At 72.7% G+C, this 26,858-nt stretch carries 19 protein-coding genes and 1 pseudogene; 12 read left to right on the forward strand and 8 right to left on the reverse strand.

Annotated elements, in window-relative coordinates:
- Positions 1-32: 32 nt before the first annotated feature.
- Both AC27IY_RS42895 and AC27IY_RS42900 read right to left on the reverse strand, forming a co-directional pair.
- The gene (locus tag AC27IY_RS42895) at positions 33-1,703 is read right to left on the reverse strand and encodes an LCP family protein (RefSeq protein WP_487181530.1); all 1,671 of its coding nucleotides are present in this window, start codon (positions 1,701-1,703) and stop codon (positions 33-35) included.
- A 143-nt stretch (positions 1,704-1,846) separates the two neighbouring features.
- Positions 1,847-3,367 (reverse strand): ArnT family glycosyltransferase, encoded by a 1,521-nt coding sequence (locus AC27IY_RS42900; protein WP_487181531.1) that lies wholly within the window; start codon positions 3,365-3,367, stop codon positions 1,847-1,849.
- 52 nt (positions 3,368-3,419) lie between these two features.
- Between AC27IY_RS42900 and AC27IY_RS42905 the strand changes: the two genes are divergently transcribed.
- On the forward strand, positions 3,420-5,447 hold the full coding sequence (locus AC27IY_RS42905; protein ID WP_487181532.1) for a hypothetical protein: 2,028 nt from the start codon (positions 3,420-3,422) through the stop codon (positions 5,445-5,447).
- 39 nt (positions 5,448-5,486) lie between these two features.
- Here the strand turns inward: AC27IY_RS42905 and AC27IY_RS42910 are convergent, their stop codons facing one another.
- Positions 5,487-6,785 (reverse strand): RNA-guided endonuclease InsQ/TnpB family protein, encoded by a 1,299-nt coding sequence (locus tag AC27IY_RS42910; protein ID WP_487181639.1) that lies wholly within the window; start codon positions 6,783-6,785, stop codon positions 5,487-5,489.
- Positions 6,786-6,851: 66 nt separating this feature from the next.
- On the opposite strand from AC27IY_RS42910, the pseudogene tnpA reads away from it, so the two are divergent.
- From tnpA to AC27IY_RS42925, 3 genes and pseudogenes are all read left to right on the forward strand, one after another.
- A pseudogene (gene tnpA, locus AC27IY_RS42915) lies at positions 6,852-7,269 on the forward strand (IS200/IS605 family transposase).
- 125 nt (positions 7,270-7,394) lie between these two features.
- The gene (locus tag AC27IY_RS42920; RefSeq protein WP_423443504.1) at positions 7,395-8,324 is read left to right on the forward strand and encodes a glycosyltransferase family 2 protein; all 930 of its coding nucleotides are present in this window, start codon (positions 7,395-7,397) and stop codon (positions 8,322-8,324) included.
- 4 nt (positions 8,325-8,328) lie between these two features.
- Entirely contained in the window at positions 8,329-9,399 is a 1,071-nt protein-coding gene (locus AC27IY_RS42925; RefSeq protein ID WP_487181533.1) for a glycosyltransferase family 4 protein, read from the forward strand.
- Here the strand turns inward: AC27IY_RS42925 and AC27IY_RS42930 are convergent.
- Complete coding sequence (locus AC27IY_RS42930) at positions 9,291-10,259, reverse strand: lysylphosphatidylglycerol synthase domain-containing protein (protein WP_344210268.1); 969 nt, start codon at positions 10,257-10,259, stop codon at positions 9,291-9,293. The genes AC27IY_RS42925 and AC27IY_RS42930 overlap by 109 nt on opposite strands.
- 88 nt (positions 10,260-10,347) lie before the next feature.
- Here AC27IY_RS42930 and AC27IY_RS42935 point away from each other — a divergent pair, with 88 nt between their 5' ends.
- The 4 genes from AC27IY_RS42935 (at position 10,348) to manB (ending at position 14,413) form a co-directional block, all read left to right on the forward strand.
- Complete coding sequence (locus AC27IY_RS42935; RefSeq protein WP_371250775.1) at positions 10,348-11,175, forward strand: class I SAM-dependent methyltransferase; 828 nt, start codon at positions 10,348-10,350, stop codon at positions 11,173-11,175.
- On the forward strand, positions 11,172-12,092 hold the full coding sequence (locus tag AC27IY_RS42940; RefSeq protein ID WP_487181534.1) for a lysylphosphatidylglycerol synthase domain-containing protein: 921 nt from the start codon (positions 11,172-11,174) through the stop codon (positions 12,090-12,092). The genes AC27IY_RS42935 and AC27IY_RS42940 overlap by 4 nt, the downstream gene beginning before the upstream one ends.
- A 93-nt stretch (positions 12,093-12,185) precedes the next feature.
- Complete coding sequence (locus tag AC27IY_RS42945; RefSeq protein ID WP_487181535.1) at positions 12,186-13,301, forward strand: glycosyltransferase family 4 protein; 1,116 nt, start codon at positions 12,186-12,188, stop codon at positions 13,299-13,301.
- A gap of 32 nt (positions 13,302-13,333) precedes the next feature.
- The gene (gene manB, locus AC27IY_RS42950; RefSeq protein ID WP_425565142.1) at positions 13,334-14,413 is read left to right on the forward strand and encodes a mannose-1-phosphate guanylyltransferase; all 1,080 of its coding nucleotides are present in this window, start codon (positions 13,334-13,336) and stop codon (positions 14,411-14,413) included.
- On the opposite strand, the gene AC27IY_RS42955 is transcribed toward manB, so the two are convergent.
- Positions 14,395-15,780 (reverse strand): serine/threonine-protein kinase, encoded by a 1,386-nt coding sequence (locus AC27IY_RS42955; protein ID WP_487181536.1) that lies wholly within the window; start codon positions 15,778-15,780, stop codon positions 14,395-14,397. The genes manB and AC27IY_RS42955 overlap by 19 nt on opposite strands.
- 118 nt (positions 15,781-15,898) lie before the next feature.
- Here AC27IY_RS42955 and AC27IY_RS42960 point away from each other — a divergent pair, with 118 nt between their 5' ends.
- From AC27IY_RS42960 to AC27IY_RS42970, 3 genes are read left to right on the forward strand one after another with little or no spacing between them, the layout of a single operon-like run.
- Entirely contained in the window at positions 15,899-16,795 is an 897-nt protein-coding gene (locus tag AC27IY_RS42960) for a DNA-3-methyladenine glycosylase family protein (RefSeq protein ID WP_487181537.1), read from the forward strand.
- Between the two features lie 48 nt (positions 16,796-16,843).
- Positions 16,844-19,396 (forward strand): bifunctional FO biosynthesis protein CofGH, encoded by a 2,553-nt coding sequence (locus AC27IY_RS42965; protein ID WP_423443519.1) that lies wholly within the window; start codon positions 16,844-16,846, stop codon positions 19,394-19,396.
- Positions 19,397-19,456: 60 nt separating this feature from the next.
- A complete protein-coding gene (locus AC27IY_RS42970) occupies positions 19,457-21,205 on the forward strand; it encodes a substrate-binding and VWA domain-containing protein (RefSeq protein WP_487181538.1) in 1,749 nt (582 codons plus the stop codon).
- Between the two features lie 59 nt (positions 21,206-21,264).
- On the opposite strand, the gene AC27IY_RS42975 is transcribed toward AC27IY_RS42970, so the two are convergent.
- The 3 genes from AC27IY_RS42975 to cofD form a co-directional block, all read right to left on the reverse strand.
- The gene (locus tag AC27IY_RS42975) at positions 21,265-21,999 is read right to left on the reverse strand and encodes a lytic polysaccharide monooxygenase (protein WP_364449869.1); all 735 of its coding nucleotides are present in this window, start codon (positions 21,997-21,999) and stop codon (positions 21,265-21,267) included.
- A gap of 107 nt (positions 22,000-22,106) precedes the next feature.
- Positions 22,107-23,405: a coenzyme F420-0:L-glutamate ligase gene (locus tag AC27IY_RS42980; RefSeq protein ID WP_487181539.1), complete on the reverse strand. Its 1,299-nt coding sequence runs from the start codon at positions 23,403-23,405 to the stop codon at positions 22,107-22,109.
- Complete coding sequence (gene cofD, locus AC27IY_RS42985) at positions 23,402-24,340, reverse strand: 2-phospho-L-lactate transferase (RefSeq protein ID WP_344210246.1); 939 nt, start codon at positions 24,338-24,340, stop codon at positions 23,402-23,404. The genes AC27IY_RS42980 and cofD overlap by 4 nt, the downstream gene beginning before the upstream one ends.
- Positions 24,341-24,545: 205 nt before the next feature.
- Here cofD and AC27IY_RS42990 point away from each other — a divergent pair, with 205 nt between their 5' ends.
- A complete protein-coding gene (locus AC27IY_RS42990; protein WP_487181540.1) occupies positions 24,546-26,858 on the forward strand; it encodes a hypothetical protein in 2,313 nt (770 codons plus the stop codon).

Here is a 26,858-nt window from a genome sequence, read left to right on the forward strand (position 1 = left end):
AGAATGCCGGGTTACACAGCGAATTTGGAGCCTCAGGTGCAGACGTTCTTCTGGTCGGCGGCGGTGATGGTGCTGTTCTTCACACTGTCCGGCAGCTTGGTGACCTTGACCGAGTCGAAGTCCTCGCCCACCACGAGCTGGATGACCGGCGCGCCCTTCGGCGCGGCCCCCGCGGCGGCGGTCGTGGACGTGTACGCCGACGGGTTGGTCACCTTGACCCGCCCCGACGCCGCCGTCGGCTTGGGCAGCACCGCGCCCGCCAGCGTGCCGGCGTAGTCGGGGGCCGTCTCGGTCGTCTTGGCGTAGTGGACCTCGGTCTTGGCCAGGCCGACGCCGCCCGGCGCCTCGTAGTTGCCGAGGCCGACGACGGTGAAGCCCTGCTCGGCGAGCTGGTCGGCGACCTCGCGGGCCTTGCCGACGGTCTTGGTGCCGTTGAGCACCTGCACCTTGACCTGCTCCGGCTTGATCGTCACCTTCGGCTTGCCGGTGCCCGCGCTGGCCGACGGGGCCGGGGTGGCGACCTCGGTGTCGGTCTTGATCGAGGTGAACAGCTTGGTGGCGTCGGGTTCCTTCCACACCACGCGGTTCTTGTCCTCCGGGTCGGGGACCCACGGGATGGTGGTGAACTGCACGCCGCCCGCCGTGAGCTGCTTGGCGCTCGTCGCGATCTCGATGAGCTGCTCGGGGTCGTTGGCGAGCTCGGGGTCCATGGTGACCGAGCCGGCCGCGGCGGAGATGAAGTCCCTGAGCTTGCCGACGTCGGTGAGCAGCTCGCTGCTGGTGGCCTTGGCGACGACCTTGCTGAGGAAGATCTGCTGGCGGCGGATGCGCTGGATGTCGCTGCCGTCGCCGTACTTGCGCAGACGCACGTAGCCGAGCGCCTTCTCGCCGTCGAGCCGGCTCTTGCCGGCGGGCAGGACGAGCTTGCTGGCCTTGTCGTTGACGGCGGTCCTCAGGCAGATCTCGATGCCGCCGAGCGCGTCCACGATGTTCTTGAAGCCGCTGAAGTCGACCTCGACGAAGTGGTTGACGCGGATGCCGGTGAGGGTCTCGATGGTGGAGATCGTGCAGGCGACGCCGCCCGAGTTGTACGCCGAGTTGATCATGTCACGGCGCGGCGCCATCTCCTGCTTGGTGGTCTCGTTCTTGCACTTGGGGATCTGCACCATGGAGTCGCGCGGGAAGCTGATCAGCCGGGCCTTGTCGCGGTTGGGCGAGATGTGCATGAGGATGATCGTGTCGGTGCGCTTGCCGCCCGCGTCGGCCAGCCGGGCGGTCTGCTGGCCGTACCTCGCGTTGCCCGCGCCCGCCCGCGTGTCGGAGCCGACGAGCAGCACGTTGAGCGCGCCGGTGTCCGGGGGCCGGGGGTTGATGATGTCGTCCTTGACGCTCTTCTGGGTGATGTTGCCGAAGGCGTCGCGGAACGTCGCGTAGGCGGTCAGCGAGCCCGCCACCATGACCGTGGTGACGCCGATGCTGACCCAGGCCAGCACCCGCATCTTGCCGCCTCCGCCACCGCCACCGCCGCCGCGACGGCCGCGCGGCGGCTCGTCGCCGGGCGGAGGGGGAGGGGGCGGCGGCATGGGGCTCGCGCCGCCGCCGGCGGCGGCCCTGCGGGCCATCCTGCTGCCTGGCTGGGTGGGCGCCGAGCGGTAGCCCTGCTGCGCGGTGTCGACTACCGGCGCGATCCTGTAGTCACTCATACGCCCCCTGGCCTCGTTCCTCGCGCCCGTGCGCCGGCTTGGTCCTGCCGCGCCATGAGATTAGGTGACGTTCCGAGTGTCCGGTGCGACGACCGCCGGAAAGTACCGTGACCTGGGCGTGATGTTTCCGCGGAGAAGCATACTCAGGACCGGACATAAGGGGGAATATTATCGCCGAACTCTTTGCCGCCCTCCGCGTTTGACCGCAGGTCAGGGCGGATGCTGAGGGCCGCGGCCAGGCACGCCAGGGGGACGGCCGGCAGCACGTACCGGTAGTCGAACTCCGCCGCCGCGGCCGGTGTGATCAACAGCACGATCGCCGTGGACCACGGCAGCGCCCAGTACGCGCCCCCGGCGAGCCGTCCCCCCGAACGCCTGCGCCTGAGCGCCGCGACCGGGGGCACCAGGAGGGCCGCCAGGAGCACCGGGCCGGGCAGCCGCGCCATGCCCTGGTAGGCCCGCAGCCATCCCGCGTAGGGCTCGACGATCTCCGTGCCGATCGCGCCCTGCTCGTAGCGCTGGGCGAACTCCGCGCCCCGCTGCGCGGGATAGCGGCCGGGCGGTCCCGGCGGCGTGACCGGGAACTCGTAGTAGGCGTAGATCTCCTGGTCGGGGTAGACCGGCCGGTCCCAGCGGAACGTACGGGCCAGCTCCCCCAGGACCGAGGCGGCGTAGTCGAGCGGCTGGGTGAGGATCGCCCGCGCCGCGAAGCGGGCGGCGAGGTCGTCGGTCTCCTTGGTGAAGGTGATGCCCGGCAACCGCACGATCGGGGCGTCCTTGGCCCAGATGTACTCCTGCGAGGGCGGGCGCTGCTCCGGCGGGCGCGGGTCGCACAGGACCTTCAGGTCGGCGGGCGGGTCCATCCTGGCGCAGTCGGCGAACGACATCGTGCGGGCGTACAGGAAGACGCCGTTCGCGCCGACCAGGCCCACCCGCTGGTACGTGACGTAGAACCAGGCCCCGTACGCGACCACCGGCACCAGGGCCGCCGCCAGCAGCGCCCCGGTGGGCCGGAACCGCCGCCGCAGCAGGAACCAGGCCGCGAACACCACGATGAGCGGCTGCCCCACGGTCCTCGTCAGGGTGGCGGCGGCGAGCAGCAGGCCGATGGCGACGGCCACGCCCGTACGGCGGGTGGCGCCCAGCGCCACGGCGGACACCACCAGGAACATGAACAGCGTGTCCGACACCAGCAGGTGCTCCAGCTCGACCTGGTAGGCGTCGAGCAGCACCGGCACCGTGGCGAGCGTCGCCGCCCAGCGCGGCGCCCGCCGGGCCACCCGGTAGATCAGCACGCCGGCGGCCAGGCCCATCAGGTGCTGGACCGCCGCCACGGCGGCGAAGGAGTGCAGCGGCTCCAGCAGCTTGATGAACATCGAGTAGCCGGCCGGGCGGACCAGGTCGGGACGCGGGTGGAAGACGGTGACGACGTAGGTGTAGGTGTCGGGGAACCACAGGGCAGGGCGGTAGCCCAGCATGGCGAGGGCGCGGAGCAGCGTGCCGAGCGCGAGCACCACCAGGAACCACCGGTGCCGCCGGGCCAGGGACCCCAGATCGCGCGGCACCCGCCGCCGCCCCCGTCCCCGCCCCTGTTCCCGCGCCGCCGGCCCGTCCGCGCGAACCTCCTCCGTCACGCGCACGTCCTCCCGATCCAGTTCCGGCACGTGCCGTACGGTACCGGTTCCACGCCGCGCGACCGGATACGCTCGCTGCTCGATGGAACGTCTCCTCCCCGGCCGGGCGCTCGCCGCGCTGTCCGTCGCGCCCGCGCTGGCCGTGGCGGGCTGGCTGCTCGCCGGGCTGCCGCTGCTGCTGCTCGGCCGCTTCGCGCCGCTGCCCGCCCTGCTGCTCGGCCTGCCCGCCGCCGCCCTGCTGACCTGGGCCGGAACGCGGGCGCGCGCCGTGGTAGGGGAGACCGCCTGGTGGCAGGTCGCGGCGGTGGCGGTGATCGCCGTGGCGTCGGGCGTGTTCAACGCCCTCCTGCACAGCGAGCAACTGGCCGTCCGGCGCGACCCGGCGACCTACGCCCAGTACACCGCCTGGATCGCCCGCCACGGCGCGCTGCCGATCGACGTGCGCCCCGAGGCGTTCGGCGGGGCCGATCCCGCGCTGGTCTTCGAGAGCGTCGGGTTCTACCGGGTGGACGGGGGCGTGGCGCCGCAGTTCATGCCGGGAGCGCCGATGCTGTTCGCGCCCGGCGACTGGCTGGGCGTGCCGTTCGTGATGCCCGCCGTGCTGGGGGCGCTCGCCGTGCTCGCCGTGGCAGGGGTGACCGCGCGGCTGGCGGGGGCGCGGTGGGCGCCGGTCGCGGCGGCGGCGTTCGCGGTCAGCCTGCCGGTCCTCTACACCTCGCGGACCACGTTCAGCGAGATCCCGTCGCTGATCCTGCTGTTCGGCGGGCTGGCGTTGACGTACGACGCGCTGGAGCGGGCCGGCCGGTGGCGGGGCTTCTTGGCGGGCCTGGTGTTCGGGCTGGCGGTGCTGGTGCGGATCGACGGGCTGCGGGACGTGCTGCCGGTGCTGGCCTTCGCGGGGCTGCTGGTCGCGATGCGGCGGGCCGGCCGGCCGCGGGGGGCGCTCGGGCCGCCGCTGCTGGCCGGGCTGGCGGCAGGGGCGGGGCTCGGGCTGCTGGCGGCGTACCTGCTGGCGCGGTCCTATCTGAACTACCTGTCGGGCTCGGTGCGGCCGCTGCTGCTGATCTGCGCCGCCGTGCTCGTGCTCACCGCGGCCGGCACGGCCGCCGCGCCGCTCCTGGCCCGCCTGCGGGCGCCGCGCTGGGCGCCGGCGGCGGGGGCGGGGCTGGTCGTGCTGCTCATGGCCGCGCTGTACGCCCGCCCGTGGTTCCAGACCGTCACCCGCGCCCCGGTGACCGACGACGACCGGCGCACGTTCGACATGATCGAGGCCATCCAGCGGGCCAACGGCCTGCCGGTGGACGGCCGCCGCCTCTACTTCGAGCAGTCGCTGCACTGGGTCGCCTGGTACGTCGGCCTCCCCGCGCTCGTGCTGGCCACGCTCGCGGCGGCGCTGCTCACCCGGCGGCTGCTGCGCGACGGCACGCCGTTCGCCTGGCTGCTGCCGCTCGCGGTGATCGGCTGGACGACGGTCACCACGCTGGTCCGGCCCGAGATCACGCCCGACCATCCGTGGGCCGCCCGCCGCCTGGTCCCGGTCGTGATCCCGGGGCTGGTGGTGCTGGCCGCGTACGGGCTGGACCGGCTGCGGGCGTGGACCGGCGGCCGGCGCTGGGTGAGCGCGCTCGCGGTCGTGGCCGTGCTGGTCCCGCCCGCCGTGACCTCGATCGGCACCGCGTTCACGCCGATCGAGCGGGGCGAGGCGGCAGCCGTGGCCGCCATGTGCGCGCGGCTGCCCGAACGGGCGTCGGTGCTGATCGTCGAGCGGGTCACCGGCGAGCGGTTCACCCAGGTCGTACGGGGGATGTGCGACCGGCCGACCGCCCGCGTGCTGCGGCCGGACGGCATGGACGTGGCACGCGACGACGAGACGCGGCGGCTCGCGGAGCGGGTGCGGGCGGCCGGCCGGGTGCCGGTCGTGCTGGCCGCCGAGGCCGACCAGGTCGCGAGGTACGGCACTCCCGTGCAGGTCTTCGCGCTCACCGCCCGCCAGGACGAACGCTCGCTCGTGAGCCCTCCGGACGGCACGTGGTCGCTGCGGATGAACGTGTGGATGGCCGTCCCCGAAGCAGCCGATGTGCACGCTTCTTCCCCTGGACGGGCACATTGACCTGCTCCCCGCCCTGAAGGGACGGGGATTCCCGTGCCGCTATGCGGCAGCTCGTGCCGCTTGCGCGGCCCGTGCCGTGGAACGGGGTGCTTGACGTTTCACGGACCCGGGTGGGTCTCCACGCCCTGAGACGGCCAGCCCGGCCGCCTGTCCTTTGCTCTTGACGTTCTTCGCCCCGACGATGTCGGCGTGCTCGGTGTGCCCGCAAGAAGTGCAGGAGAAGATCGCTTGGCTCTTGCGGCTCTTCTCGTCCACCTTCCCGCACGCGGGTTCCGGGCACGTCTGGGACGTGTACGCGGGGTTGATCTCATGGATGACGCTGCCGGTGTAGCGCGCCTTGGAGCGCAGAGCGACTTCCAGGCCGTACCAGCCCTTGTCGAGAATCGCCTTGTTGAGCCCGGACTTGGCCGCCGCGCCGTTGCGCAGGAACCTGCCCGGCCGGCCGGGGTCGGGCCTGGGCTTGACGGCCGCGCTCATGCCCTTGGTGTTCAGGTCTTCGATGACCACATGCCCGTACCCGCGGGTGAGCCGGTGCGCGGCTTGGGCGTTGAAGTCGGCGCGCCGCCACCGGACTCGCCGCATGATCTCACTCATCGCGGCCGTGACCGCCTTGCGCCGCTTCGACCCCTTCTTCGTGCGGGCGAGCCGGCGTTGCAGCCGTAGATACCGTTCCGCTTCGCCGGGCGTGAGATACCCGGGGTCGTCCTTTCGGTCCTGTTCCGTCTCCCGTGGCAGCTGCCTGGAGGAGACACCGTCGCTTCCGGCGTGGCGACGGTCGAAGAACTCCCCGTCCGAGGTCACGGCGGCCGTGACCACCCCCCGGTCCACGCCCACCCATTGAGGGCAGGCGTGTTCCTCACGCTCGGCGATCCCATCGTCGATCAGGAAGCTGATGAACCAGTGCCTGCCGTCCCGGGACACGGTCGCGGACTTGACGCTTCCCCCGAGCGGGCGCGACATCCGAAACCGCGTCCACCCGAACTTGGGCAGGAAGACTCGCCCCCACTTGCGGTTGATCCGCTCCACGGGCAAATGTCTGGCGGTGGGGAACCGGAACGAGGGCCGCCACTTCGCCTTCGACTTCCAGTGCACCGTCCAGGCGCCATGTTTGCGGCACGCCTGGTCCAGGTCTTTGAGGGTCTGCTGGATCACCTGGGCGGGGGCGTCGGCGAGTTGCCTGCACTGCTCGGCATAGGTGATCCACTGCCCGCGTCGCCGGTATTCCCGCCGTTGTTCGAGACCGGTGTTCCACACGGCCCGGCAGATTCCGGCCAGCCTTTCGGCGAACGCCCGCTGCCCGAAGTCGAACTCCAGGCGGTACTTCCGGCCCGTCAACATGCGCGACACCCCCTCTTCCACGGGACGCTCACGACTCACCGACTCGAACACATTATCGTCCGGTCTATGAGCCAGGATGTGGAATACCGGCGAGGCAGAAAACGTGGTTTCCGCGCTGCACGTCCATCTGGTCTTTGTCACCAAATATCGCGGAAACGTGTTCGACGACGTGATGCTGCGCCGCTGCGAAGACATCATGATCGAGGTGTGCGACAGTTTCGAGGCCGAACTGCGCGAGTTCAACGACGAACACGACCACGTCCACCTGCTCATCCACTACCCGCCCAAGGTCGCGATCAGCAAACTCGTCAACTCGTCGAAAGGCGTCTCCTCGCACTACCTGCGCAAGGAGTTCACCGGCCAGGTCAACCCTGCCATCACGCACGGCCCCTTCTGGTCACCCAGCTACTTCGCCGCCTCCTGTGGCGGAGCGCCACTATCGATCATCAAGGCGTATATCGAACAGCAGCGCCGCCACATCTGAGGTTCCAGGTCCGCGCTCCGGGCTGCTCTGCCTACGGCGGGCCATCCCCAAGGGGGACCGCATTCATCCCCGGCCTGAAGCTTAAGGCCGAGGCTTTCTGCGGACCTCCGGTAACCTCGATCCCTGTGAGCACGCTAGAGACCCCCAAGAGTGGACCTGCCGTGGAAGAAGCGCCGTACGTCACCATCGTCCTGCCCTGCTACAACGAGCAGGACCACGTCATCGACGAGGTCGAGCGCATCACCAGGGCCATGGACTCCAGCGGCTACACCTACGAGCTGGTCGCCATCGACGACTGCTCCACCGACGACACGCTGGCCCGCCTGCACGAGGCCGCGCCCGCCTACCCCCACCTGCGGGTGCGCGCCTTCCACCGCAACGGCGGCTCCGGCACCGTGCGCCGCATCGGCAGCCAGGACGCCAGGGGCGAGATCGTCGTCTGGACCGACGCCGACATGACCTACCCCAACGACCGCATCCCCGACCTGGTGCAGATCCTCGACAAGGACCCCACGATCGACCAGGTGGTGGGCGCGCGCACCAGCGAGGAGGGCTCGCACAAGCTGCTGCGGGTGCCGGCCAAGTTCGTGATCCGCAAGGTCGCCGAGATGCTGGCCGGGCAGAAGATCCCCGACCTCAACTCGGGGCTGCGCGCCTTCCGCAAGTCGGTGGCCAAGCCCTACCTGCGGCTGCTGCCCCCCGGGTTCTCCTGCGTCACGACGATCACGCTGTCGTTCCTGTCCAACCAGCACGACATCTACTACCTGCCCATCGAGTACGCCAAGCGGGCCGGCAAGTCGAAGTTCAGCTTCGTCTCCGACGCCTACCGCTACATCCTGCAGGTGCTGCGGATGATCATGTACTTCAACCCGCTCAAGGTGCTCATGCCGCCCGCGCTCTGGCTGGTCGGCATCGGGTTCGTCAAGGGCGTCTGGGACATGATCCAGCACCCCTTCTACTTCCCGGCCAACACCGTCATGATCTTCCTGTCCGGGATGCTCATCGGGGCCGTGGCGCTGCTGGCCGACCTGATCGTGCGCTCGCGGGGAGAGTAGGCGCGTGCGGATCGCGATCGTCGGGCCGACTTACCCGTACAAAGGGGGCGGGGCGCAGCACACGACCGAGCTGGCGCACCGGCTGGCCGCGCTGGGGCACGACGTGGTGATCGAGTCCTGGCGGGCGCAATACCCGTCGTTCCTCTACCCGGGGCAGCAGACCATCTCCGCGCCCGAGGGCACCCCCTATCCGGCGACCGCGCGCCGGCTCGACTGGCGCCGCCCCGACGGGTGGCTGGCCGCCGGGCGGCGGATGCGCGCCGCCGACCTGGTGGTGCTGGCCGTGCTGAGCCCGGTGCAGGTCCCGGCCTACCTGGGCATCCTCGCCGGCCTCGGCCGCCGCGCCCCCGCGCTCGCCCTCTGCCACAACGTGCTGCCGCACGAGCGCAAGCCGTACGACAGGCCGCTCATGAAGGCGCTGCTCAAGCGGGTGGACGCGGTGCTCGCCCACTCCGAGGAGCAGGCCGGGCTGGCCCGCGGGCTGGCCGCCACGCCGGTACGGGTGGCCGGGCTGCCGCCGCACCTGCCCGTGACCGGGGCCGCGGGATCGGCGGAGGTGCGCAAGCGGCTGCTGTTCTTCGGCATGGTGCGCCCGTACAAGGGGCTGGACCTGCTGCTGCGGGCGCTGCCCGAGGGCGTCTCGCTGACCGTCGCCGGGGAGTTCTGGGGCGGGCTGGACGAGACCGAGGCGCTGATCCGCGAGCTCGGCCTCGGCGACCGGGTGGAGCTGCGGCCCGGCTACGTGCCCGCCGACGACGTGCCGAAGCTGTTCGCCGCCGCCGACGCCCTCGTGCTGCCCTACCGCAGCGCCACCGCCAGCCAGAACGTGTGGCTGGCGCACGAGCACGGCGTCCCGGTGATCGCCACGCGGGTGGGCGCGCTCGCCGACCACGTGACCGACGGCGTGGACGGGCTGCTCGTCGAGCCGGGCGACGCCGGCGCGCTGCGCGCGGCCATCGAGCGCTTCTACGCCTCCGGCGAGCCCGAGAGGTTGCGGTCGGGGGTCAAGGCGGTCGATCCCGAGCCGTTCTGGTCGGCGTACACGGCGGCGCTGCTGGACACCGGCCGGGCCTGACGGCCCAGCAGGAACGACACCCCGGCCAGCGCGGCGTCGGCCAGCGTGAACGCCAGCCGCGACACGATGGCCACCGCCAGCGCCGGCGCGGTGCCGATGACCGGCCCGAGCACCAGCACCAGCGCGCCCTCCCTGATGCCCACGCCGGCCGGCACCACGACGGTGAGGATGCCGGTCGCCCAGGCGAAGGCGTAGGCCCCGGTGCCCGCCAGGTAGAGGTCGGTCCGGCCGGTGAGCAGCCAGATGTGCACGCCGTAGACGAACCAGCCGAGCACCGTCCAGGCCACCGCGACGACCACGGTGCGGCCGGGCAGCACGCTCTCCAGCGGCTCGCGCCGCGCCAGGCGCAGCGCCAGGTTGAGCCCCCAGCCCAGCACCTTCGGATGCAGGCACACGATGATCACGGGAACCAGCAGCACGAGGTACCACGCCTCGCGCACCGCCTCCAGCGAGCCCAGCGTGGCCGCGGCGATCGAGATCGCCACCCCGATGTTGATCACCAGTCCGAGCGAGATGGTGGCGAACGTCCGGCGCGGCGGGCTGCCGTGGTCGCGGCCGAGGTCCATCATCGCCGCGTACGCCCACACCGCGCCCGGGATGTACTTGCCGAGCTGGCCCACGAACATGATCCGCCCGGCGATCCGCAGCGGCACCCGCGTGCCGAGCCCCGCCATGATCTCCCGCCAGGCGACCAGCATGAAGAACTGGCCGAGCATCACCGCGAGGAACGACCCGAGCACCGCCCACGGCGACAGCGCGGCCAGCGCCGTGGTGGTGTCGTCCCAGTTGCGGGCCAGGCCGTAGCCGAGGAACCCGATGGCGACCAGGGCGAGGACGATGCGCAGCAGCCGGCGGAGCATTCGCTCAGGCTACGCGCGTCACGCCGGTGAGTGCCAGAGACCCGCGTCCGACCTCAAGCCCGTCCGAAGGTGGGTACTGTGGGGCCCCGTGGGGAAGCAACGCGTCGCGCAGCTCGCATACTCGGAGTTCCAGTCCGCCATGCTCGACGAGGGCAAGCGGCGGCGGAAGGCGGCGAAGATCATCGCCGTGCTGGAGCACTTCCGCGGGCCGCTCGGCGGGCTGACCGTGGCCGACATCGGCTGTTCGGCCGGGTTCATCGCCGACGAGCTGGCCCAGGCCGGCGCCAAGCACACGATGGGCGTCGACATCGACGTGCCGGGGCTGCGTAAGGCGGCCGACCGGTTCGGCGGGCGGGTGGCGTTCGTGTGCGGCGACGGCACCGCGCTGCCGTTCCCCGACGGCTCGGTGGACGTGCTGGTGTTCAACCACATCTACGAGCACGTGGTCGACCCCGACGCGGTGGTGGCCGAGATGCACCGGGTGCTGTCCGACGACGGGGTGCTCTACCTGGGGCTGGGCAACCGGCTCGGGGTCATGGAGCCGCACTACAAGCTGCCGTTCCTGTCCTACCTGCCGCCCGCGCTGGCCGACCGCTACGTGCGCGCCTCCGGCCGGGCCGACCACTACTACGAGCGTTTCCGCACCCGGCGCGGGCTGCGCAGGATGCTGCGGGCCTTCCACGTCTGGGACTACACCTTCCCGGTGCTGGCCACGCCCACGAAGTTCGCCGGGGGAGAGCTGTTCCCCGGCGTGCTCGGCAAGGTCGTGCGCACGGTGCTCGCCCGGACGCCGCGCGCGGTGCTGCGGCTGCTGCTGCCTGTGGTGCCGACCTACCTGTGGGTGGCGACCAAGCGGCCGGCGCGGCCCGTGGGGGCGGCGTTGCCGCAGCCGCCCGAGCGGGTCCGGCCGCTGTGAAAGCCGAGGAGAGCCAGGCCACCGGCGAGGTCGTCGTGCGGAAGCGCCGCCCGCGGGGGGCGCGGGGGCTGATCCGGGTCGCGTTCCTGCTGGTCGCGCTCGGGTTCGGCGGCTGGGCGGTGGCGCGGGAGTGGGACGGCGTGGTGGCCGGGTTCGCCCGGCTGTCGGCGCCCGCGTTGGCCGGGTCGCTGGTGGCCGTGGTGGCCGCGCTGCTCGGGGCCATGCTCACCTGGCGCACGCTGCTGTCCGACCTGGGCTCGCCGCTGCCGCTCCGGCCGGCGGCCAAGGTGTTCTTCGTGGGGCAGCTCGGCAAGTACATCCCGGGCGCGCTCTGGCCGGTGCTCGCGCAGATGGAGATGGGCCGCGACCTCGGCGTGCCCAGGGCGCGCAGCGCGGCGGCGTTCTTCCTGATGATGCCGATCCAGCTCGCCACCGGTCTGCTGGTGACGCTCGGCACGCTGGGCTGGGACCGTTATGGCTGGCTGCTGCTGGCCCTGCCGGCGCTGCTGGTGCTGCTGGAGCCCAAGGTCATCAACGCGGTGATCGCGTTCGGGCTGCGCAAGCTGAAGCGGGAGCCCCTGGAGCGGCCGCTCACCCGCCGGGGCATGCTCGCCGCGCTCGGCTGGGCGCTGGCCGGGTGGATCGCCTACGGCGTGCACCTCTACTTCGTCGTGCCGCAGGGCGGGCTGGTGTTCGCGGTGGGGGCGTTCGCGCTGTCGTGGTGCCTCGGCATCCTGACCTTCGTCGTGCCGGCGGGCGCGGGGGTGCGGGAGGTCGCCATGGTGGCCGTGCTGGCGCCGCACGTTTCGGGCGGCGCCGCCATCGCGGTGGCCCTTTCGTCCCGGATTGTCATCATTCTGGGTGACTTGATCTGCGCCGGCCTGGCGGGAATCACGGCAAGGCGCTCCTCGGTGTGATTTGGACCACGATTTAGGGGACGTTGGTCATAAGCTGAACTACAGAGGGGGACGTTCAGTCCCACGTTGATCTTGAGGGGAGAAGATCTGCGTATGCCTCGTGTGCTCGTCGATGCGGCGGCGGTTCCCGCCGACCGCGGCGCGCTTACCCGCTACGTGGACGGGCTCGTCGCTGCCCTGCACCGGGCCGGCGCCGATGTCGCTGTCGCATGCCAGCGTGCCGACGCCGAACGCTACCGGCGCCTCGCGCCCAGCGCGAACGTCATCCCGGGGCCCGTCTCGCTGACCAACCGGGCGGCCAGGCTCGCCTGGGAGCAGAGCAGCCTGCCGCTGCTCGCCCGCCACGCCGGCGCGAACGTGATCCACGCTCCCTACTACTCGATCCCGCTCGGCTCCGGCATCCCGACCGTCGTGACGGTGCACGACGCGACCTGGTTCGCCGAGGCCGACCAGCACGGCCCCCGCGCGTCGTTCTTCCGCTCGGCCACCCGCACCGCCGTGCGCCGCGCCAAGCGGGTGATCGTGCCGTCCAAGGCCACCAGGGACGAGCTCGTCCGCGTGCTGTCCGCCGACCCCACCAGCATCGACGTCGCCTACCACGGCGTCGACCTCGCGCTGTTCCACCCGCCGAGCGAGGACGAGATCCGCCGGGCCGCGCTGCGCCTCGGGCTGCACGGGCAGCCGTACGTCGCCTTCCTCGGCAACCTCGACCCGCGCAAGAACGTGCCCAACCTCATCCGCGGGTTCGCCTCGGCGGTCAAGGCGCTGGACAAGCCGCCCGCGCTCGTGATCGGCGGCGGCGTGCACGAGAACGACGTGGACGCCGCCTGCCGGGAGGTCGAGGCCACCGTCCGCGTCATCAGGCCCGGCTACCTGCACGGCCCCGACCTGCCGGGCTTCCTCGGCGGCGCGCTCGTGGTGGCCTTCCCCTCGCGCGGCGAGGGGTTCGGGCTGCCGGTGCTGGAGGCCATGGCCTGCGGCGCGCCCGTGCTCACCACGCACCGCACCTCGCTGCCGGAGGTGGGCGGCGACGCGGTCGCCTACACCGAGCCCGACTCCGACAGCATCGCGGACGCGCTCGGCGGGCTCCTCGCCTCGGCCGAGCGGAGAAAGCAGCTCCAGGAGGCGGGCCTCGCCCGCGCCCGCGAGTTCACCTGGGACGCCTCGGCCGAGGCGCACCTCAGCGCCTATCAACGCGCGATCGAATAGTTCGGTAACCTCACGGAATGATGGAGAGCTCTTTGCCAGACCTCGAGGCGATCCTCCTGGTTGGGGGGCAGGGCACGCGCCTGCGCCCGCTGACACTGGGCACGCCCAAGCCGCTGCTGCCGACTGCCGGGGTGCCGTTCCTGGCCCACCAGTTGGCCCGTGCGCGATCGTTCGGCGTCCGCCGGATCGTCTTCGCGACCTCCTACAAGGCGTCCATGTTCGAGCCGGCCTTCGGCGACGGCGCGGCGTTCGGGCTCTCCCTCAGCTACATGACGGAAGAGACCCCCCTCGGCACCGGCGGAGCCATCCGCAACGCGGCCGAGGCGCTCACCGCGGGGCCGTCCGACCCGGTGCTCGTGCTCAACGGCGACATCCTCTCCGGCCACGACATCGGCGAACAGGTGCGCCTGCACCGCGCGCGGCAGGCCGCTGTAACGCTCCATCTGACGGAGGTCGACGATCCGTCCCGCTTCGGCTGCGTCCCGACGGACGACGACGGGCGGGTCACGGCCTTCCTGGAGAAGACTCCCGAGCCGGTCACCAACCGCATCAACGCCGGCTGCTACGTCTTCACCCGCTCGGTCATCGACTCGATCCCCAAGGACGAGGTGGTGTCGGTCGAGCGGCAGACGTTCCCGGGGCTGATCGAGGCGGGAGAGCTGGTGCTCGGCTACGCCACCCGCACCTACTGGCTCGACGTCGGCACTCCGGCCGCGTTCGTGCAGGGCTCGCGTGACCTGGTGCTGGGCCGCCTGGACTCCCCGGCCGTGCCGGGGCCGGCGGGCGAGTTCCTCGCGCTGCCCGGGGCCGTGGTCGCGCCGACGGCCAAGGTCGAGGGCGGCACCACGGTCGGCGCGCGGGCAGTCGTCGAGGCCGGAGCCATCGTGACCGGCTCGGTGCTGAGCGACGACTGCGTGATCGAGACGGGCGCGGAGGTCACCGACTCGGTGCTGGGCAAGGGCGCGCGGGTCTGCGCGGGCACGGTGGTGCGCGGCGCGGTGATCGGCGACGGCGCCGTGGTCGGGCCGGGCAACGAGCTCCAGGACGGCGTACGCGTCTGGCCGGGCATCGAGCTGCCCGAACGCGCGCTCCGCTACTCCAGCGACGTCTGAGAGGCCGGGGCCGGGAGACGGCGTGACTTCCTCGACTCCCAGGCCCAGCCTCCCAGCAGGACCAGGACGGTGGTGATCACGACCAACGGGATCACCCAGATCCGGTCGCCGTACCTGATGCCCAGCTTCGCCAGCAGGACGGCCATGCCGTCGAAGGCGTAGAACACGGCGCCGGCGCCGGCCACGAACCCGGCGAGGGCCCCGATGGCGGCGACGGTCTCACCGGCGAGCGGCCGGAGGAACCGGGCCGCCCGGGCGCACAGCAGGCCGGCCAGGCCGTGCTCGACGACGAGGAGGACCGCCAGGGCGAGGCCCCATAAGGCGTGGTGGGACACGATGTGGCCGATGTAGTCCCAGGGGCCGCGGAACCCCCGGACGTCGAGGACGTCGAGCGCCCTCGCGAGGCCGAGGACGCCGAGCGCCAGGATGACCGCCGTCATCGCCGCGACGCCCTTGCGCTGCCATGCCCGCTCGGGGGCCCGCTCGGGGGCCCGCTCGGGGGCCTGCTCCGGCGGCGGGAGGATTCTCGTGCGGTCCACGCCCGGCCGCCGCTCGCCGAGCATGGCCAGCGCCTGCTCGACGGTCGGCCGGTTGCCCGGGTCCTTGTCGAGCAGCCGGGTGATGAGCGGCGCGAGCCGGCCCGCCCGTCGCGGCGGCGGCGGCTCCTCCAGCAGGACCGCGGTCAGCGCCGCCGGCTGGGTGTCGCGGCGGAACGGGGAGACGCCCTCGACGGCCTGGTAGAGGGTCGCGCCGAGGGAGAACAGATCGCCGGCGGGTAGCCCGTCGGTGCCGCGCAGCCGCTCGGGGGCCATGTACTCGGGCGAGCCGACGAGCATCCCGGTGGCCGTCAGGGTGGTGTCGGTGGTGTGGAGCGCGATCCCGAAGTCGGTGAGCAGGACCCTGCCGTCCGTGGAGAGCATGACGTTGGCGGGCTTGACGTCGCGGTGCACGATGCCGGCCCGGTGCGCCGCGCCGAGCGCCGCCAGCAGCGCGCCGGCGACGTGGGCGGCCCGCTCCACCGGCAGCGGTCCGTGCTCGTCGAGGTGCTCGGCCAGCGAGCAGCCGTCGATCAGCTCCATCACGATCCAGGGCAGGCCGTCGGGGACGACGTCGTAGATGGCCAGGATGTTCTCGTGGGTCCGTAACCGGACGGCGTTGCGGGCCTCGCGGGCGGCGCGTTCCAGCCGCTTGTCCTGCTCCGCCTGGGACATCCCGGGCAGCAGGTGCAGCTCCTTGACCGCCACCTCGACGTCCAGGACCTCGTCGTACGCCCGCCAGACCCGCCCGAACCCGCCGGACCCGAGCAGGGCGACCAGCCGGTAACGTCCGCCGACCCTGTAGCCAGGCTGCGCCGGTGTCATCGCCATCCCGCCCATCTCGCCCCGCACGACCGTTGGCCAGACTAGATCACGGGGGCCGGCGCCGTGGCCCGTACCGCGATCCCGAGGGGCCGCTCCACTCCGGCCGGCGCGGCACACTGAAGGGGTGAGGGAGCGCAGGTGGACGCCGGACGGGCCGCTCGACGTCGGGCTGGCGTTGCAGCCGCACCGGCGCGGCGGCGGCGATCCCGCCTGGCGGCGGACCGCCGACGGGGCCCTGTGGCGCACCTCCAGGGCGCCCTCCGGCCCCTGCACGCTCCGGGTGAGCGTCGCGGGCGGCGAGGTGCTCGGGCAGGCGTGGGGGCCCGGCGCGGAGTGGGCGCTGGAGACCCTGCCGGCGCTGCTCGGGGCCGAGGACGACCGGTCCGGGTTCAGCGTCAGGCACGAGGTGCTGGCCGACGTCGTACGCCGCCACCCCGGCCTGCGCATCGGCCGCACCGGCCGCGTCATGGAGGCCCTGGTGCCGGCCGTGCTGGAGCAGAAGGTGGTGGGCCGGGAAGCCTGGCGGGCCTGGCGCTGGCTGCTCCACCACTACGGCGAGCCCGCCCCCGGCCCGGCCCCCGAGGGCATGCGGGTGATCCCCGAGCCGGCCGTATGGCGGCAGATCCCCTCCTGGCACTGGCACCGGGCGGGCGCGGAGGCGGTGCGGGCCCGTACGATCGCGACCGCCGCGTGGCACGCCGCCAAGCTGGAGGCGGCCCGCACCACGCAGGAGCTCGACCGGCTGCTGCGCGCGCTGCCCGGCGTCGGGGTGTGGACCTCCGCCGAGGTGCGGCAGCGTGCGTTCGGCGATCCCGACGCGGTGAGCGTGGGTGACTTCCATCTGGCCAAGCTGGTCGGCTACGCGCTGACGGGGGAGAAGACCGACGATTCCGGCATGTTGCGGCTGCTGGAGCCGTACGAGGGGCATCGGCACCGGGCGACGGTGCTGGTGTGGCTGTCGGGGCTGCGGCCGCCGGCCCGGGGGCCGCGCATGCCGGCGCGCGACTTTCGGGCGTTTTGACCGACCCTGGGTGCGGGTGGTGAACTCAGCGCGCCGTACTGTGCCTGTATGGATCCCGTGAACGATTCCGCGCTCCGCCGCGCTCTCGCCCGCGCCCGTGACGGCAAGACCCTCGACGTCACCGAGGCGACCGTGCTGCTGCACGCGCGGGACGAGCACCTCGACGCCCTCCTTGAGCACGCCTCCCGCGTCCGCGACGCCGGCCTCGAGGCCGCAGGACGGCCCGGCGTCGTCACCTACAGCAGGAAGGTGTTCATCCCGCTGACCAGGTTGTGCCGGGACCGGTGCGGCTACTGCACGTTCGCCACCGCGCCGCACAAGCTTGACTCGCCCTTCCTGAGCCCGGACGAGGTGCTGGAGATCGCCAGGCAGGGCGCGGCGATGGGGTGCAAGGAGGCGTTGTTCACGCTGGGGGACCGGCCGGAGGACCGCTGGCACCAGGCCCGCGAGTGGCTGGACGCGCACGGCTACGACGACACGCTGTCGTACGTGCGGGCCATGGCGATCAGGGTGCTGGAGGAGACCGGGTTGCTGCCGCACCTCAACCCCGGGGTGATGAGCTGGCGGGACCTGCAGCGGCTCAAGCCCGTCGCGCCGTCCATGGGGATGATGCTGGAGACGACGTCGCGGCGGTTGTTCGAGGAGAAGGGGCAGCCCCACTACGGCTCGCCGGACAAGGACCCGGCGGTGCGGCTGCGGGTGCTGGAGGACGCCGGGCGCAGCAACGTGCCGTTCACCACCGGCATCCTCATCGGGATCGGGGAGACCGTCCAGGACCGGGCCGAGTCGATCTTCGCGATCCGGCGGGTGGCCCGCGAGTACGGCGGCGTCCAGGAGGTCATCGTCCAGAACTTCCGCGCCAAGCCGGACACCGCGATGCGCGGCATGCCGGACGCCGACCTCCAGGAGCTGGCCGCCACCATCGCCGTCACGCGCCTGGTGCTCGGCCCGAAGGCCCGCGTCCAGGCCCCGCCGAACCTGGTGGACGCCGAGTACGCGCTCATGCTCCGCGCCGGCATCGACGACTGGGGCGGCGTCTCCCCGCTCACCCCCGACCACGTCAACCCCGAGCGGCCCTGGCCGCAGATCGAGGAGCTGGCGGCCCGCACCGCCGCCGCCGGGTTCGCGCTGCGCGAGCGCCTGACCATCTACCCCGAGTACGTGCTGGCCGGCGAGCCCTGGCTGGACCCGCGCCTGTCCGCCCACGTGGCCGCGCTCGCCGACCCGGCGACCGGCCTGGCCCGCGAGGACGCCGTGCTCGAAGGCCGCCCGTGGCAGGAGCCGGACGGCGGCTTCGTCCCGGCCGGACGGGTGGACCTGCACGTCGAGGTGGACACCGACGGGCGCACGCACGACCGGCGCGCCGACTTCGACCACGTCTACGGCGACTGGGAGGCGCTGAAGGACCGCCTCGGCACGGCGACGCCCACGACGCCCGGCGACGTGCGGCAGGCGCTGCGCAGGGCGGCGGCCGACCCGGCCGGGCTCACCGACGACGAGGCCGTGGCGCTGCTCGGCGCGGACGGGGAGGCGCTGGAGGAGCTGGCCGCCATCGCCGACGACCTGCGGCGGCAGGCGGCCGGCGACGACGTCACCTACGTGGTCAACAGGAACATCAACTTCACCAACGTCTGCTACACCGGCTGCCGGTTCTGCGCGTTCGCGCAGCGGCGTACGGACGCGGACGCGTACACGCTGAGCCTGGACCAGGTGGCCGACCGGGCGCAGGAGGCGTGGGAGGCCGGCGCGACCGAGGTGTGCATGCAGGGCGGCATCCACCCCGACCTGCCGGGGACCGCGTACTTCGACATCGCGAAGGCGGTGAAGGCCCGCACGCCCGACATGCACGTGCACGCCTTCTCCCCGATGGAGGTCATCAACGGGGCGTCCAGGACGAACCTGTCCGTACGGGAGTGGCTGGAGGCCGCCAAGGAGGCCGGGGTGGACTCGCTGCCGGGCACGGCGGCCGAGATCCTGGACGACGACGTGCGCTGGGTGCTCACCAAGGGCAAGCTGCCGGCCAAGGAGTGGATCGACGTCATCACCACGGCACACAAGGTGGGCATCCCGACCACGTCCACGATGATGTACGGCCACGTGGACAACCACCTGCACTGGGTCAGGCACATCAAGCTGATCCGGCGGCTGCAGGAGGAGACCGGCGGGTTCTCGGAGTTCGTGCTGCTGCCGTTCGTGCACACGAGCGCGCCGATCTACCTGGCCGGCATCGCCCGCCCCGGCCCCACGGCGCGCGAGAACCGGGCGGTGCACGCCCTGGCCAGGATCCTGCTGCACGGCGCGATCGGCAACATCCAGTGCTCGTGGGTGAAGCTCCAGGACGACCTGTGCCGGCAGGTGCTCCAGGGCGGCGTCAACGACCTCGGCGGCACGCTCATGGAGGAGACCATCAGCCGCATGGCGGGCTCGGAGAACGGCTCGTACAAGACCATCAGCGAGCTGCGCGCCATGGTGGAGGTCACCGGGCGGCCGGTGCGCCAGCGCACCACCGAGTACGGCGTCCCGTCGGCGGAGCGGCTGGCCGCCTCGGCGGCGAGCGACGGCGTGTGCCAGAGCGTGCGGCGGGTGCTGCCGCTCGCCTAGTTGTAACTTGTTCTAACAACGGGTTGCGCCCCGAGTGCGGGTCCCTGACAGAATCGGCACGTGCGGTTGGGTCGGCATCGCGCCGCGCTCTCCACCGAGCAGCGGCGCAAGAAGGCGTTACGGCGTGGCGTGCTGGCCGGGCTCGCGGCCGTGGCCATCGTCGTCGCCTCGCTGACCGTGGTGTTCGGCGGCGCGGGCGCGCTGTGCTCCACACGGGAGCCTGTGCTGGTCAGCGTCGCGGCGGCGGTGGACGTCGCGCCCGCCGTCATGGAGGCGGCCGGGCGGTTCAACGACACCAAGGCGTCCGTGGGCGGCCGGTGCGTGCTCGTCCAGGTGACCGAGCAGCCGCCGGCCACCGTCCTGCGCACGCTCATCGGCGACCGCGCGGGCGTGCTGCGCGAGCGGCCCGACGGGTGGATCGCCGACTCCTCGGCCTGGATCCGGCTGGCCCGCCAGCAGGGGGCCAGCTCGCTGCCGTCCGGGGAGAGCGTCGTCGCGACCTCGCCGCTGGTGTTCGCCACGCGGCAGTCGCTGGCGCGGCGCTTCTCCGTGGGCAACACCGAGATGAACTGGCGGATGGTCTTCCCGTCCACCGCGCGCGGGCGGCTGACGCCCACGGACGAGGAGCCCGACGTCGTACGCGTGCCCGACCCCTCGCTGGCCGGGGCGGGCATCGCGACCGTGGCCGCCGCCCGCGACGTGGTCGGCACCGGCCCCGAGGCCGACAAGGCGCTGACCGCGTTCGTCCGCTGGGCGCAGGCGGGGTCGGCCCCCGACTACCGCAGCATGCTGGCGGCCGTGGACGACCGTACGTTCTGGCAGCGGCCGGTGGTCATCGTGCCCGAGCAGTCCGTGTGGAACCACAACCGGCGGCCCTCCGCCGACCCGGTCGTGGCGCTGCACCCGCGCGAGGGGACCATCGACCTCGACTACCCCTACGTCGTCACCGCCACCGACCCGGTGGCGGCCGAGGCGTCCACCGCGTTCGCCGACTGGCTGACGGGGCCGGAGGCGCAGCAGATCGTGCGGCGGGCCGGGTTCCGGTCGGGCGACGGCAAGGAGGGGCCGATCTCGCCGGGGCCGCTGCTCCCCACGGCCGCCCCCAAGGTGCGTACGTCCGTCACGCCGCAGGACATCGACGAGGCGCTGCGCGCCTGGAGCCGGCTCGCCCCGCCCACCAACATCCTGGTGCTGGCCGACACCAGCAAGCACATGGCCGAGCCGCTGAAGGGCAGCACCCGCGTGCAGGTGGCGCTGGAGGCCGCCAGGATCGGGCTCCAGCTCTTCCCGGTGTCCACGCACATGGGGCTGTGGGAGTTCGCCGGCGGGCTGGGGCAGGTCAGGGGCTACCGGGAGCTGGTCGGGCTCGGGCCGATCAACGAGCCGGAACGCGGGCAGGTCGTCCGGCGCAGCCGCCTGGAGGAGGCCACCGCCAGTATCACCGCCCACCCCACGCGGGCGAGCTCGCTCTACGACGCCGTGCTCAGCGGCTTCCGCCGGGTGAGCGGCGAGTACCGCGAGGAGATGAACAACACGCTGCTGGTGATCACGGCGGGCAAGGACGACGGCAAGGGCATCAGCCGCGAGCGGCTGGTGGACACGCTGCGCCGCGAGTGGCGGCCCGACCGGCCGGTGCAGATCATCGTCATCGCCTTCGGCTCCGGCGTGGACCGCGCGGCGCTCGGCCAGATCACCGCCGCCACGAACGGCTCCCTGCACGAGGCGCAGCGGCCGGACGAGATCATCGACGTCTTCCTCGCGGCGCTGGCCCGCCGCCTGTGCCACCCCACCTGCAAGCCCCCCGCATAAAAGAGGCCGCATGAGAAAGGGGACGCCCCTGGCGGAGCGTCCCCTTCCCGGTCAGCGGGTCACACGCGCTGCCAGAGCGCCGGCACGTTCGGCGGCTCCCACCCGGCGAGCGAGGTGTGGGCCTGGACGCACCGGTAGGTGACGCCGTTGTAGGTGACCGTGTTGCCGACCGCGTACGCCACGCCCGCGCGCCACGTGCCCGACGGGGCGGTGGTGGTCGGCGTCGCCGTCGGGGTGGGCGTCCTGGTCACGGTGGGGGTGGCGGTCGGGGACGGGTTGCCGCCCCCGCCGACCTGCAGGTCGATGCAGGAGTAGAAGGCGTTGGCGGTGTCGGAGATGTTCCAGATCGCCAGGACCTTCTGGCGGCCGGTGAAGCCGGACAGGTTCACGGTGTGCGAGACCGTCGCGGGCGGCTGCTGGTTGTTGCCGCTGAACTCGGCGACCTTGGTGTTGCCGATGTAGTACTGGTAGTTCGCGGTCGCGTGCCGGGCGGTGAACGTCCAGGTGAAGGTCACCGTGGTGCCCACCGAGGCCACGGGCCAGGGCTTGCTGTCGTCGTTGAGCTGGGCGAACTGGCCCAGGTTGGCGTTGCAGGTGCGCAGGCCCTTCGGGCCCTCGACGCTCTGCGGCTCGTAGACGATGTTGCCGCAGTCGGGCACCTTGCCCTGGGCGCAGTTGGCCTGCCGGCTGGGCGGCGAGTTGACGTAGCCGTGAGCCAGGGCGGGGCCGGTGTTGAAGACCGTGGCGGCGATGGCCATCGCCGCCACGGCGACCAACGTGAGCATCCTTCGCATGAAAGCGGCTCCTTTACATGGGGGGATGCTCCAAATGTAAAGGAAACTTTCCTAACGGTAAATGGCCCGGCTGACCGGGTGTGCGGGCTCCGGTCAGTACGGCCAGGTCAGCGCGTCACGATGAAATCGGCCGGATCGCGCGGCGCCCGGTCACGCGGCGGCGCGGCGGCGTGCCCCACGGCCACGCAGCCCATCGGGTCCCAAGCGGCGGGCAGGTCGAGCACCTCGCGCACCACCGGCCGGCAGAACATCGTGGACGACACCCACGCCGAGCCCAGCCCCTCGACGGCCAGCTGGATGAGGAAGTTCTCCACCCCCGCGCCGGTCGCCACCACGAACATCTCCCGCTCGGCGGCGTTGCGCCGCTCGTCGCGGTAGGTGTGCGAGCCCTCCATCACCAGGCACGGCACCACCAGGTAGGGCGCGTTGCGCAGCACGTCGCCCCGGCGCACCCGCTTGGCGATCGACTCCTCGCTGAAACCGTCGCCCCGGAGGTCGGCGATCCACGCCTCGCGCATCGCGTCGAGCAGTTTCGTACGCGTCTCGGGCGACTCGACCAGCACGAACCGCCACGGCGTGGTGTGGTGCGGCGCGGGCGCGGCGATGCCCGCCGCCACCGCCCGCCGCACGGCCTGCGGATCGACGGGCTCGGCGGAGAACTCCCTGATCGTACGGCGCGCGAAGACGACGTCCCGCGAGCCGTAGCGGAACAGGTCCTCGTCGGCCGGGCGCACCAGCGGCGCGACCCCCGGGCCTTCGTCGTCGGTCACCAGGTGGGCGAGCCCGCGGACGATCGCCACCGGCACCCCGTCGAGCTTGCCCTTGACCAGCTCGGCCGCGCCGGCGATCTCGTCGGCCAGCGCCGTCACGGTCGCGCTCAGCTCGTTGCCGTAGGCGTCGGACCGGCCGCGGAAGTCGTCGAGCGGGCGCACGCCCGCCACGCCGATCGCCACGTCGGTCAGCCCGTTGCGCCACGGCCGGCCGAACGTGTCGGAGACGATCACCCCGGTCCGCACCCCCGTTCGCTCCGCGAGGCCCGCCCGGATGCGCCGGGCCGAGGCGTCCGGGTCCTTGGGCAGGAGCAGGACGGTGCCCGGCTCGGTGTTGGAGGCGTCGACCCCGGCGGCGGCCATTACGAAGCCGTGCCGGGTCTGGGAGATCACGGTGTCGCCGCGCCGGGCGACCACGCGCTCGGTCTCGTCGGCGATGGCCCGGGAGCGGTCGGGGGCGCGGCGGACGCGGCCCTCGGCCTTGCTCACGATCTTGGAGGTGACCACGACGATGTCGCCGTCACGCACCTCGGCGCCGGCCAGCAGGGCGGCCACGTCGTCGCCCTCGCGCACCTCGCCGATGCCCTGGACGGCGATCACCTCGACGGTGGGGGGCTGCTGGGGGGTCAGGGTCATCGGGAGAGCTCCAGGGCCAGGTCGAGTGCGGTGCGGGCGATGCCGGCCGCGGCCTCGGCGTCGTGCATGAGGATGGGACGGGCCACGACCCGTACGCCGTCGAGCGCCACCCCGGCGTCCTCCTCGGCCACGAGCCAGCCGTCGATCAGGTCGGAGCCGTAGAGCTCCAGCACGGCCTGCGCGCTCGTCTCCACGCCGATGGCGGTCAGGCAGGCGTCGGCCATGCCGCGCACCGGAGCGCCGCCGATGATCGGCGACACTCCGACGACGGTCTTGGGCAGCAGCGCCTCGCGGATCCCCGGCACCTGGAGGATGGTGCCGATGCTCACAACCGGGTTGGACGGCGGCAGGATCACCACGTCGGCCTGCCGGATCGCGTCGAGCACGCCCGGCGCCGGCTTCGCCTGATCGACCCCCACCAGCGCGAACGACTGGGCGGGCACCGAGGCGCGCAGCCGTACCCACCACTCCTGGAAGTGCACGGCGCGCTTGCCGCGCTCGTCCTCGATCACCACGTGGGTCTCGCAGCGGTCGTCGGTCATCGGCAGCAGGCGCACGCCCGGCTGCCAGCGCGTGCACAGCGCCTCGGTGATCTGCGAGAGCGGGTAGCCGGCCTCCAGCATCTGCGAGCGGACGATGTGGGTGGCGAAGTCGCGGTCGCCGAGGCCGAACCACTGCGGCTCCACGCCGTACGCGGCCAGCTCCTCCTTGACCACGTGGGACTCCTTGGCCCGGCCCCAGCCCTGCTCCTCGTCGATGCCGCCGCCCAGGGTGTACATCACGGTGTCGAGGTCGGGGCAGACCCGCAGCCCGAACAGCGTGATGTCGTCACCGGTGTTGCCGATCACGGTGATCGTGGCGTCCGGCTCGGTCGCGCGCAGACCGCGCAGGAAACGGGCGCCGCCGATGCCGCCGGCGAGTGACACGATGTGCATGTCCCTCAGTCTTCCACTGGCCTTTCACCGGCCTTTCACCGGTCGCCGACAGGCCCGGGCCGAGGGGGTGGATTTTCACCGGCTGCAACCGTGTACTTGCAGGTATAGGCCGAATTGAGATGTAAGGGGTTGCTGGGACGCCCGACGTTTGACGGGGTAATGTGGCAAACTCCCTTCGGGCCAAAGGGTCCGTTGGGGGTTAGCTGTGAGCAAAATTGACGTCACGCGGCTGCGGGAGCCGGCCGCCTGGATCATGCTCGTCGCCGGACTGACGAGCGTGCTGCTGGCGATCGGGCACCTCCTCATCGGCTCGTCGTCCAGCTCGACCTTCACCGGTCGCGCGGCCTCGAACTTCTTCGGACTCACCGACCCGGTCGTGACCGCGTTGCTGCTCGGGGCGGTGCTCCTCGTCACCAAGATCGGCACGCCGTCGGACAAGGCCAAGCCCATCACGTACGGGGCGGCCGTCGGGCTGCTGCTCGCCTCCCTGTTCGGGATGCTGGCGCTGCTGCTCGGGCTGTTCGCCGGTGACGGCGCCCGGCCGACCGTCGAGTTCGTGCTCCTCGGGGTGCCCCGGCTGGCCCTGACGGGGCTGGCGCTCGTGTACCTCATCCCGCAGGCGCTGCCCGCGCGGCCGGTCGCCCCGGTCTACCAGGGCCACTTCGGCCAGCCCCAGCCGGGCTTCGGCGGCCTGCAGGACCAGGCTTTCGGTCAGCAGGACCAGGGGTTCGGCCCGCAGGACCAGGCGTTCGGCCGCCCGGATCAGGCGTTCGGCCAGCAGGACCAGCAGTTCGGCCAGCAAGACCAGCAGTTCGGCCAGCAGGACCAGCAGTTCGGGCCGCAGGACCAGCAGTTCGGCCAGCCCCAGCAGGCCGGCTACGGCCAGCAGCCCCCGGCCCCCCAGCCCCCGGCCCTCCAGCCCTCACCCGGCCAGCACCCCGCCCCCCAGGACCAGCCGGCCCCCGGCTACGGCGGCCCGCAGGACCAGCCCGCCCCCGGCTACGGCCCCCAGGATCAGCCCGCGCCCGGTTACGGCCCTCAGCAGGACCAGCCCGCCCCCGGCTACGGCCCGCAGGACCAGCCCACCCCTGGTTACGAGCCCGTCCCCGGCTACGGGCAGCAGCCGGTTGCGGCGCAGTACGAGCAGCCCGCCGCCGCCGGTTACGGCCAGCAGCCCCCGACGGGGCAGCAGCCCGTCCCCGGCCCGCAGTTCCTCTCCGGCCAGCAGCCGGTCCCCGGGCAGCCCGTGCCGGGTCAGCCGGAGCACCTGCCCGCCTACGGCCGGCAGCCGCTCTCCGGCCAGCAGTCGATGCCCGGACAGCCCGTCCCCGGCCAGCCCGAGCACCTGCCCGCCTACGGCCAGCAGCCGCCGTCCGGGCAGCACCCCGTGCCGGGCCAGCCCCAGCCCCAGCCGCTGTCGCCCCAGCCCCAGCCCCAGCCGTTGTCCGGCCAGCACTCCGTGCCCGGCGGCCAGTACGCCCCGCCCGCCGACCCCCAGCAGCCCGCCTACGCCCCCCAGCCGCCGCAGGCCGCCGACCAGGCGTACCCCCAGGTGCGGGGAGCCCTCCCGGCCGCCGCGGCCGACCAGCAGCCCCATCAGGGCTTCGGCGGCCAGCCCGCGGACTCGCCCTACGCGCCCCCGCAGGGCCTCGGCGCCCAGGACGCCGGCGGATACGGCACCAACCCCGGCTTCGCCCAGGACCCGCAGCCGTTCCCCCAGAGCCAGCCGCAGTTCGGCCAGGACCCGCAGCCCTTCGGCGGCCAGGACCAGCAGCTGTTCGGCCAGCACTCCTACGCGCCCGCGGACACGGCCCCCACCGTCGACCGCCCGGCCGCCCCCGCCCACTCCCTCCCGGACTACGCCACCCCCGCGCCGTCCCCCGACTACAACACCCCGCCCCCCGTCGAGTACCAGCCCGCCCCGTACGTCCCCGCGGACAGCCAGCCCACCCTGTACGGCCACCAGAGCCCCAACCCGTACGCGCCCCCGGACTCCTTCGCCACCCCGGCCGACCAGTCCTACCCCACGGGTGAGACCTCCCCGAACGTCTCGTTCCAGCCGCCGCAGCAGCAGGCGTACTACGGTCAGAGCGCGTTCGACCAGCCGCAGCAGGGCGGCAGCCCCCTCACGGGCTACTCCGGCGCCGAGTTCGCCGCGACCGGCGCTCCCGCCTACCAGGAGCCCGACCCGCCCGTGGACCCGCGCTCCCAGCAGCTCCTCGACGCCTACCAGCAGGCGGAGACGTACCAGTCGCGCGCGTACGAGACCCCCTTCGGCCACCCGCAGCAGCAGCAGCCGCCGCAGCAGCAGGGCGGCTACGAGCCGCGCCCGTACCAGCCGGCCCACCAGGCCCCGGCCGCTTCCGCCGCCCCCGCGTGGAACGAGGGCCAGAGCGAGTCGACGATGCGGCTCGACCAGTCGCAGCTGCGCGGCGACGCCCTCGGTGACCAGGGCCGTCCCGGAGACGACCCGATCAACCCGACTGCCATATACACCCCCAACGAGCCACGCAGGTAA

The organism is Nonomuraea sp. B208 (assembly GCF_057536035.1).

What these genes read in the sequence shown, in the direction of transcription:
- AC27IY_RS42955 (WP_487181536.1), bottom strand. Translation starts at nt 15,780, where the DNA reads ATGGCGATGACACCGGCGCAGCCTGGCTACAGGGTCGGCGGACGTTAC.
- AC27IY_RS42895 (WP_487181530.1), bottom strand. Translation starts at nt 1,703, where the DNA reads ATGAGTGACTACAGGATCGCGCCGGTAGTCGACACCGCGCAGCAGGGC.
- AC27IY_RS42945 (WP_487181535.1), top strand. Translation starts at nt 12,186, where the DNA reads ATGCCTCGTGTGCTCGTCGATGCGGCGGCGGTTCCCGCCGACCGCGGC.
- AC27IY_RS42905 (WP_487181532.1), top strand. Translation starts at nt 3,420, where the DNA reads ATGGAACGTCTCCTCCCCGGCCGGGCGCTCGCCGCGCTGTCCGTCGCG.
- AC27IY_RS42975 (WP_364449869.1), bottom strand. Translation starts at nt 21,999, where the DNA reads ATGCGAAGGATGCTCACGTTGGTCGCCGTGGCGGCGATGGCCATCGCC.
- AC27IY_RS42965 (WP_423443519.1), top strand. Translation starts at nt 16,844, where the DNA reads ATGGATCCCGTGAACGATTCCGCGCTCCGCCGCGCTCTCGCCCGCGCC.
- AC27IY_RS42910 (WP_487181639.1), bottom strand. Translation starts at nt 6,785, where the DNA reads ATGTTGACGGGCCGGAAGTACCGCCTGGAGTTCGACTTCGGGCAGCGG.
- cofD (WP_344210246.1), bottom strand. Translation starts at nt 24,340, where the DNA reads ATGCACATCGTGTCACTCGCCGGCGGCATCGGCGGCGCCCGTTTCCTG.
- AC27IY_RS42980 (WP_487181539.1), bottom strand. Translation starts at nt 23,405, where the DNA reads ATGACCCTGACCCCCCAGCAGCCCCCCACCGTCGAGGTGATCGCCGTC.
- AC27IY_RS42930 (WP_344210268.1), bottom strand. Translation starts at nt 10,259, where the DNA reads ATGCTCCGCCGGCTGCTGCGCATCGTCCTCGCCCTGGTCGCCATCGGG.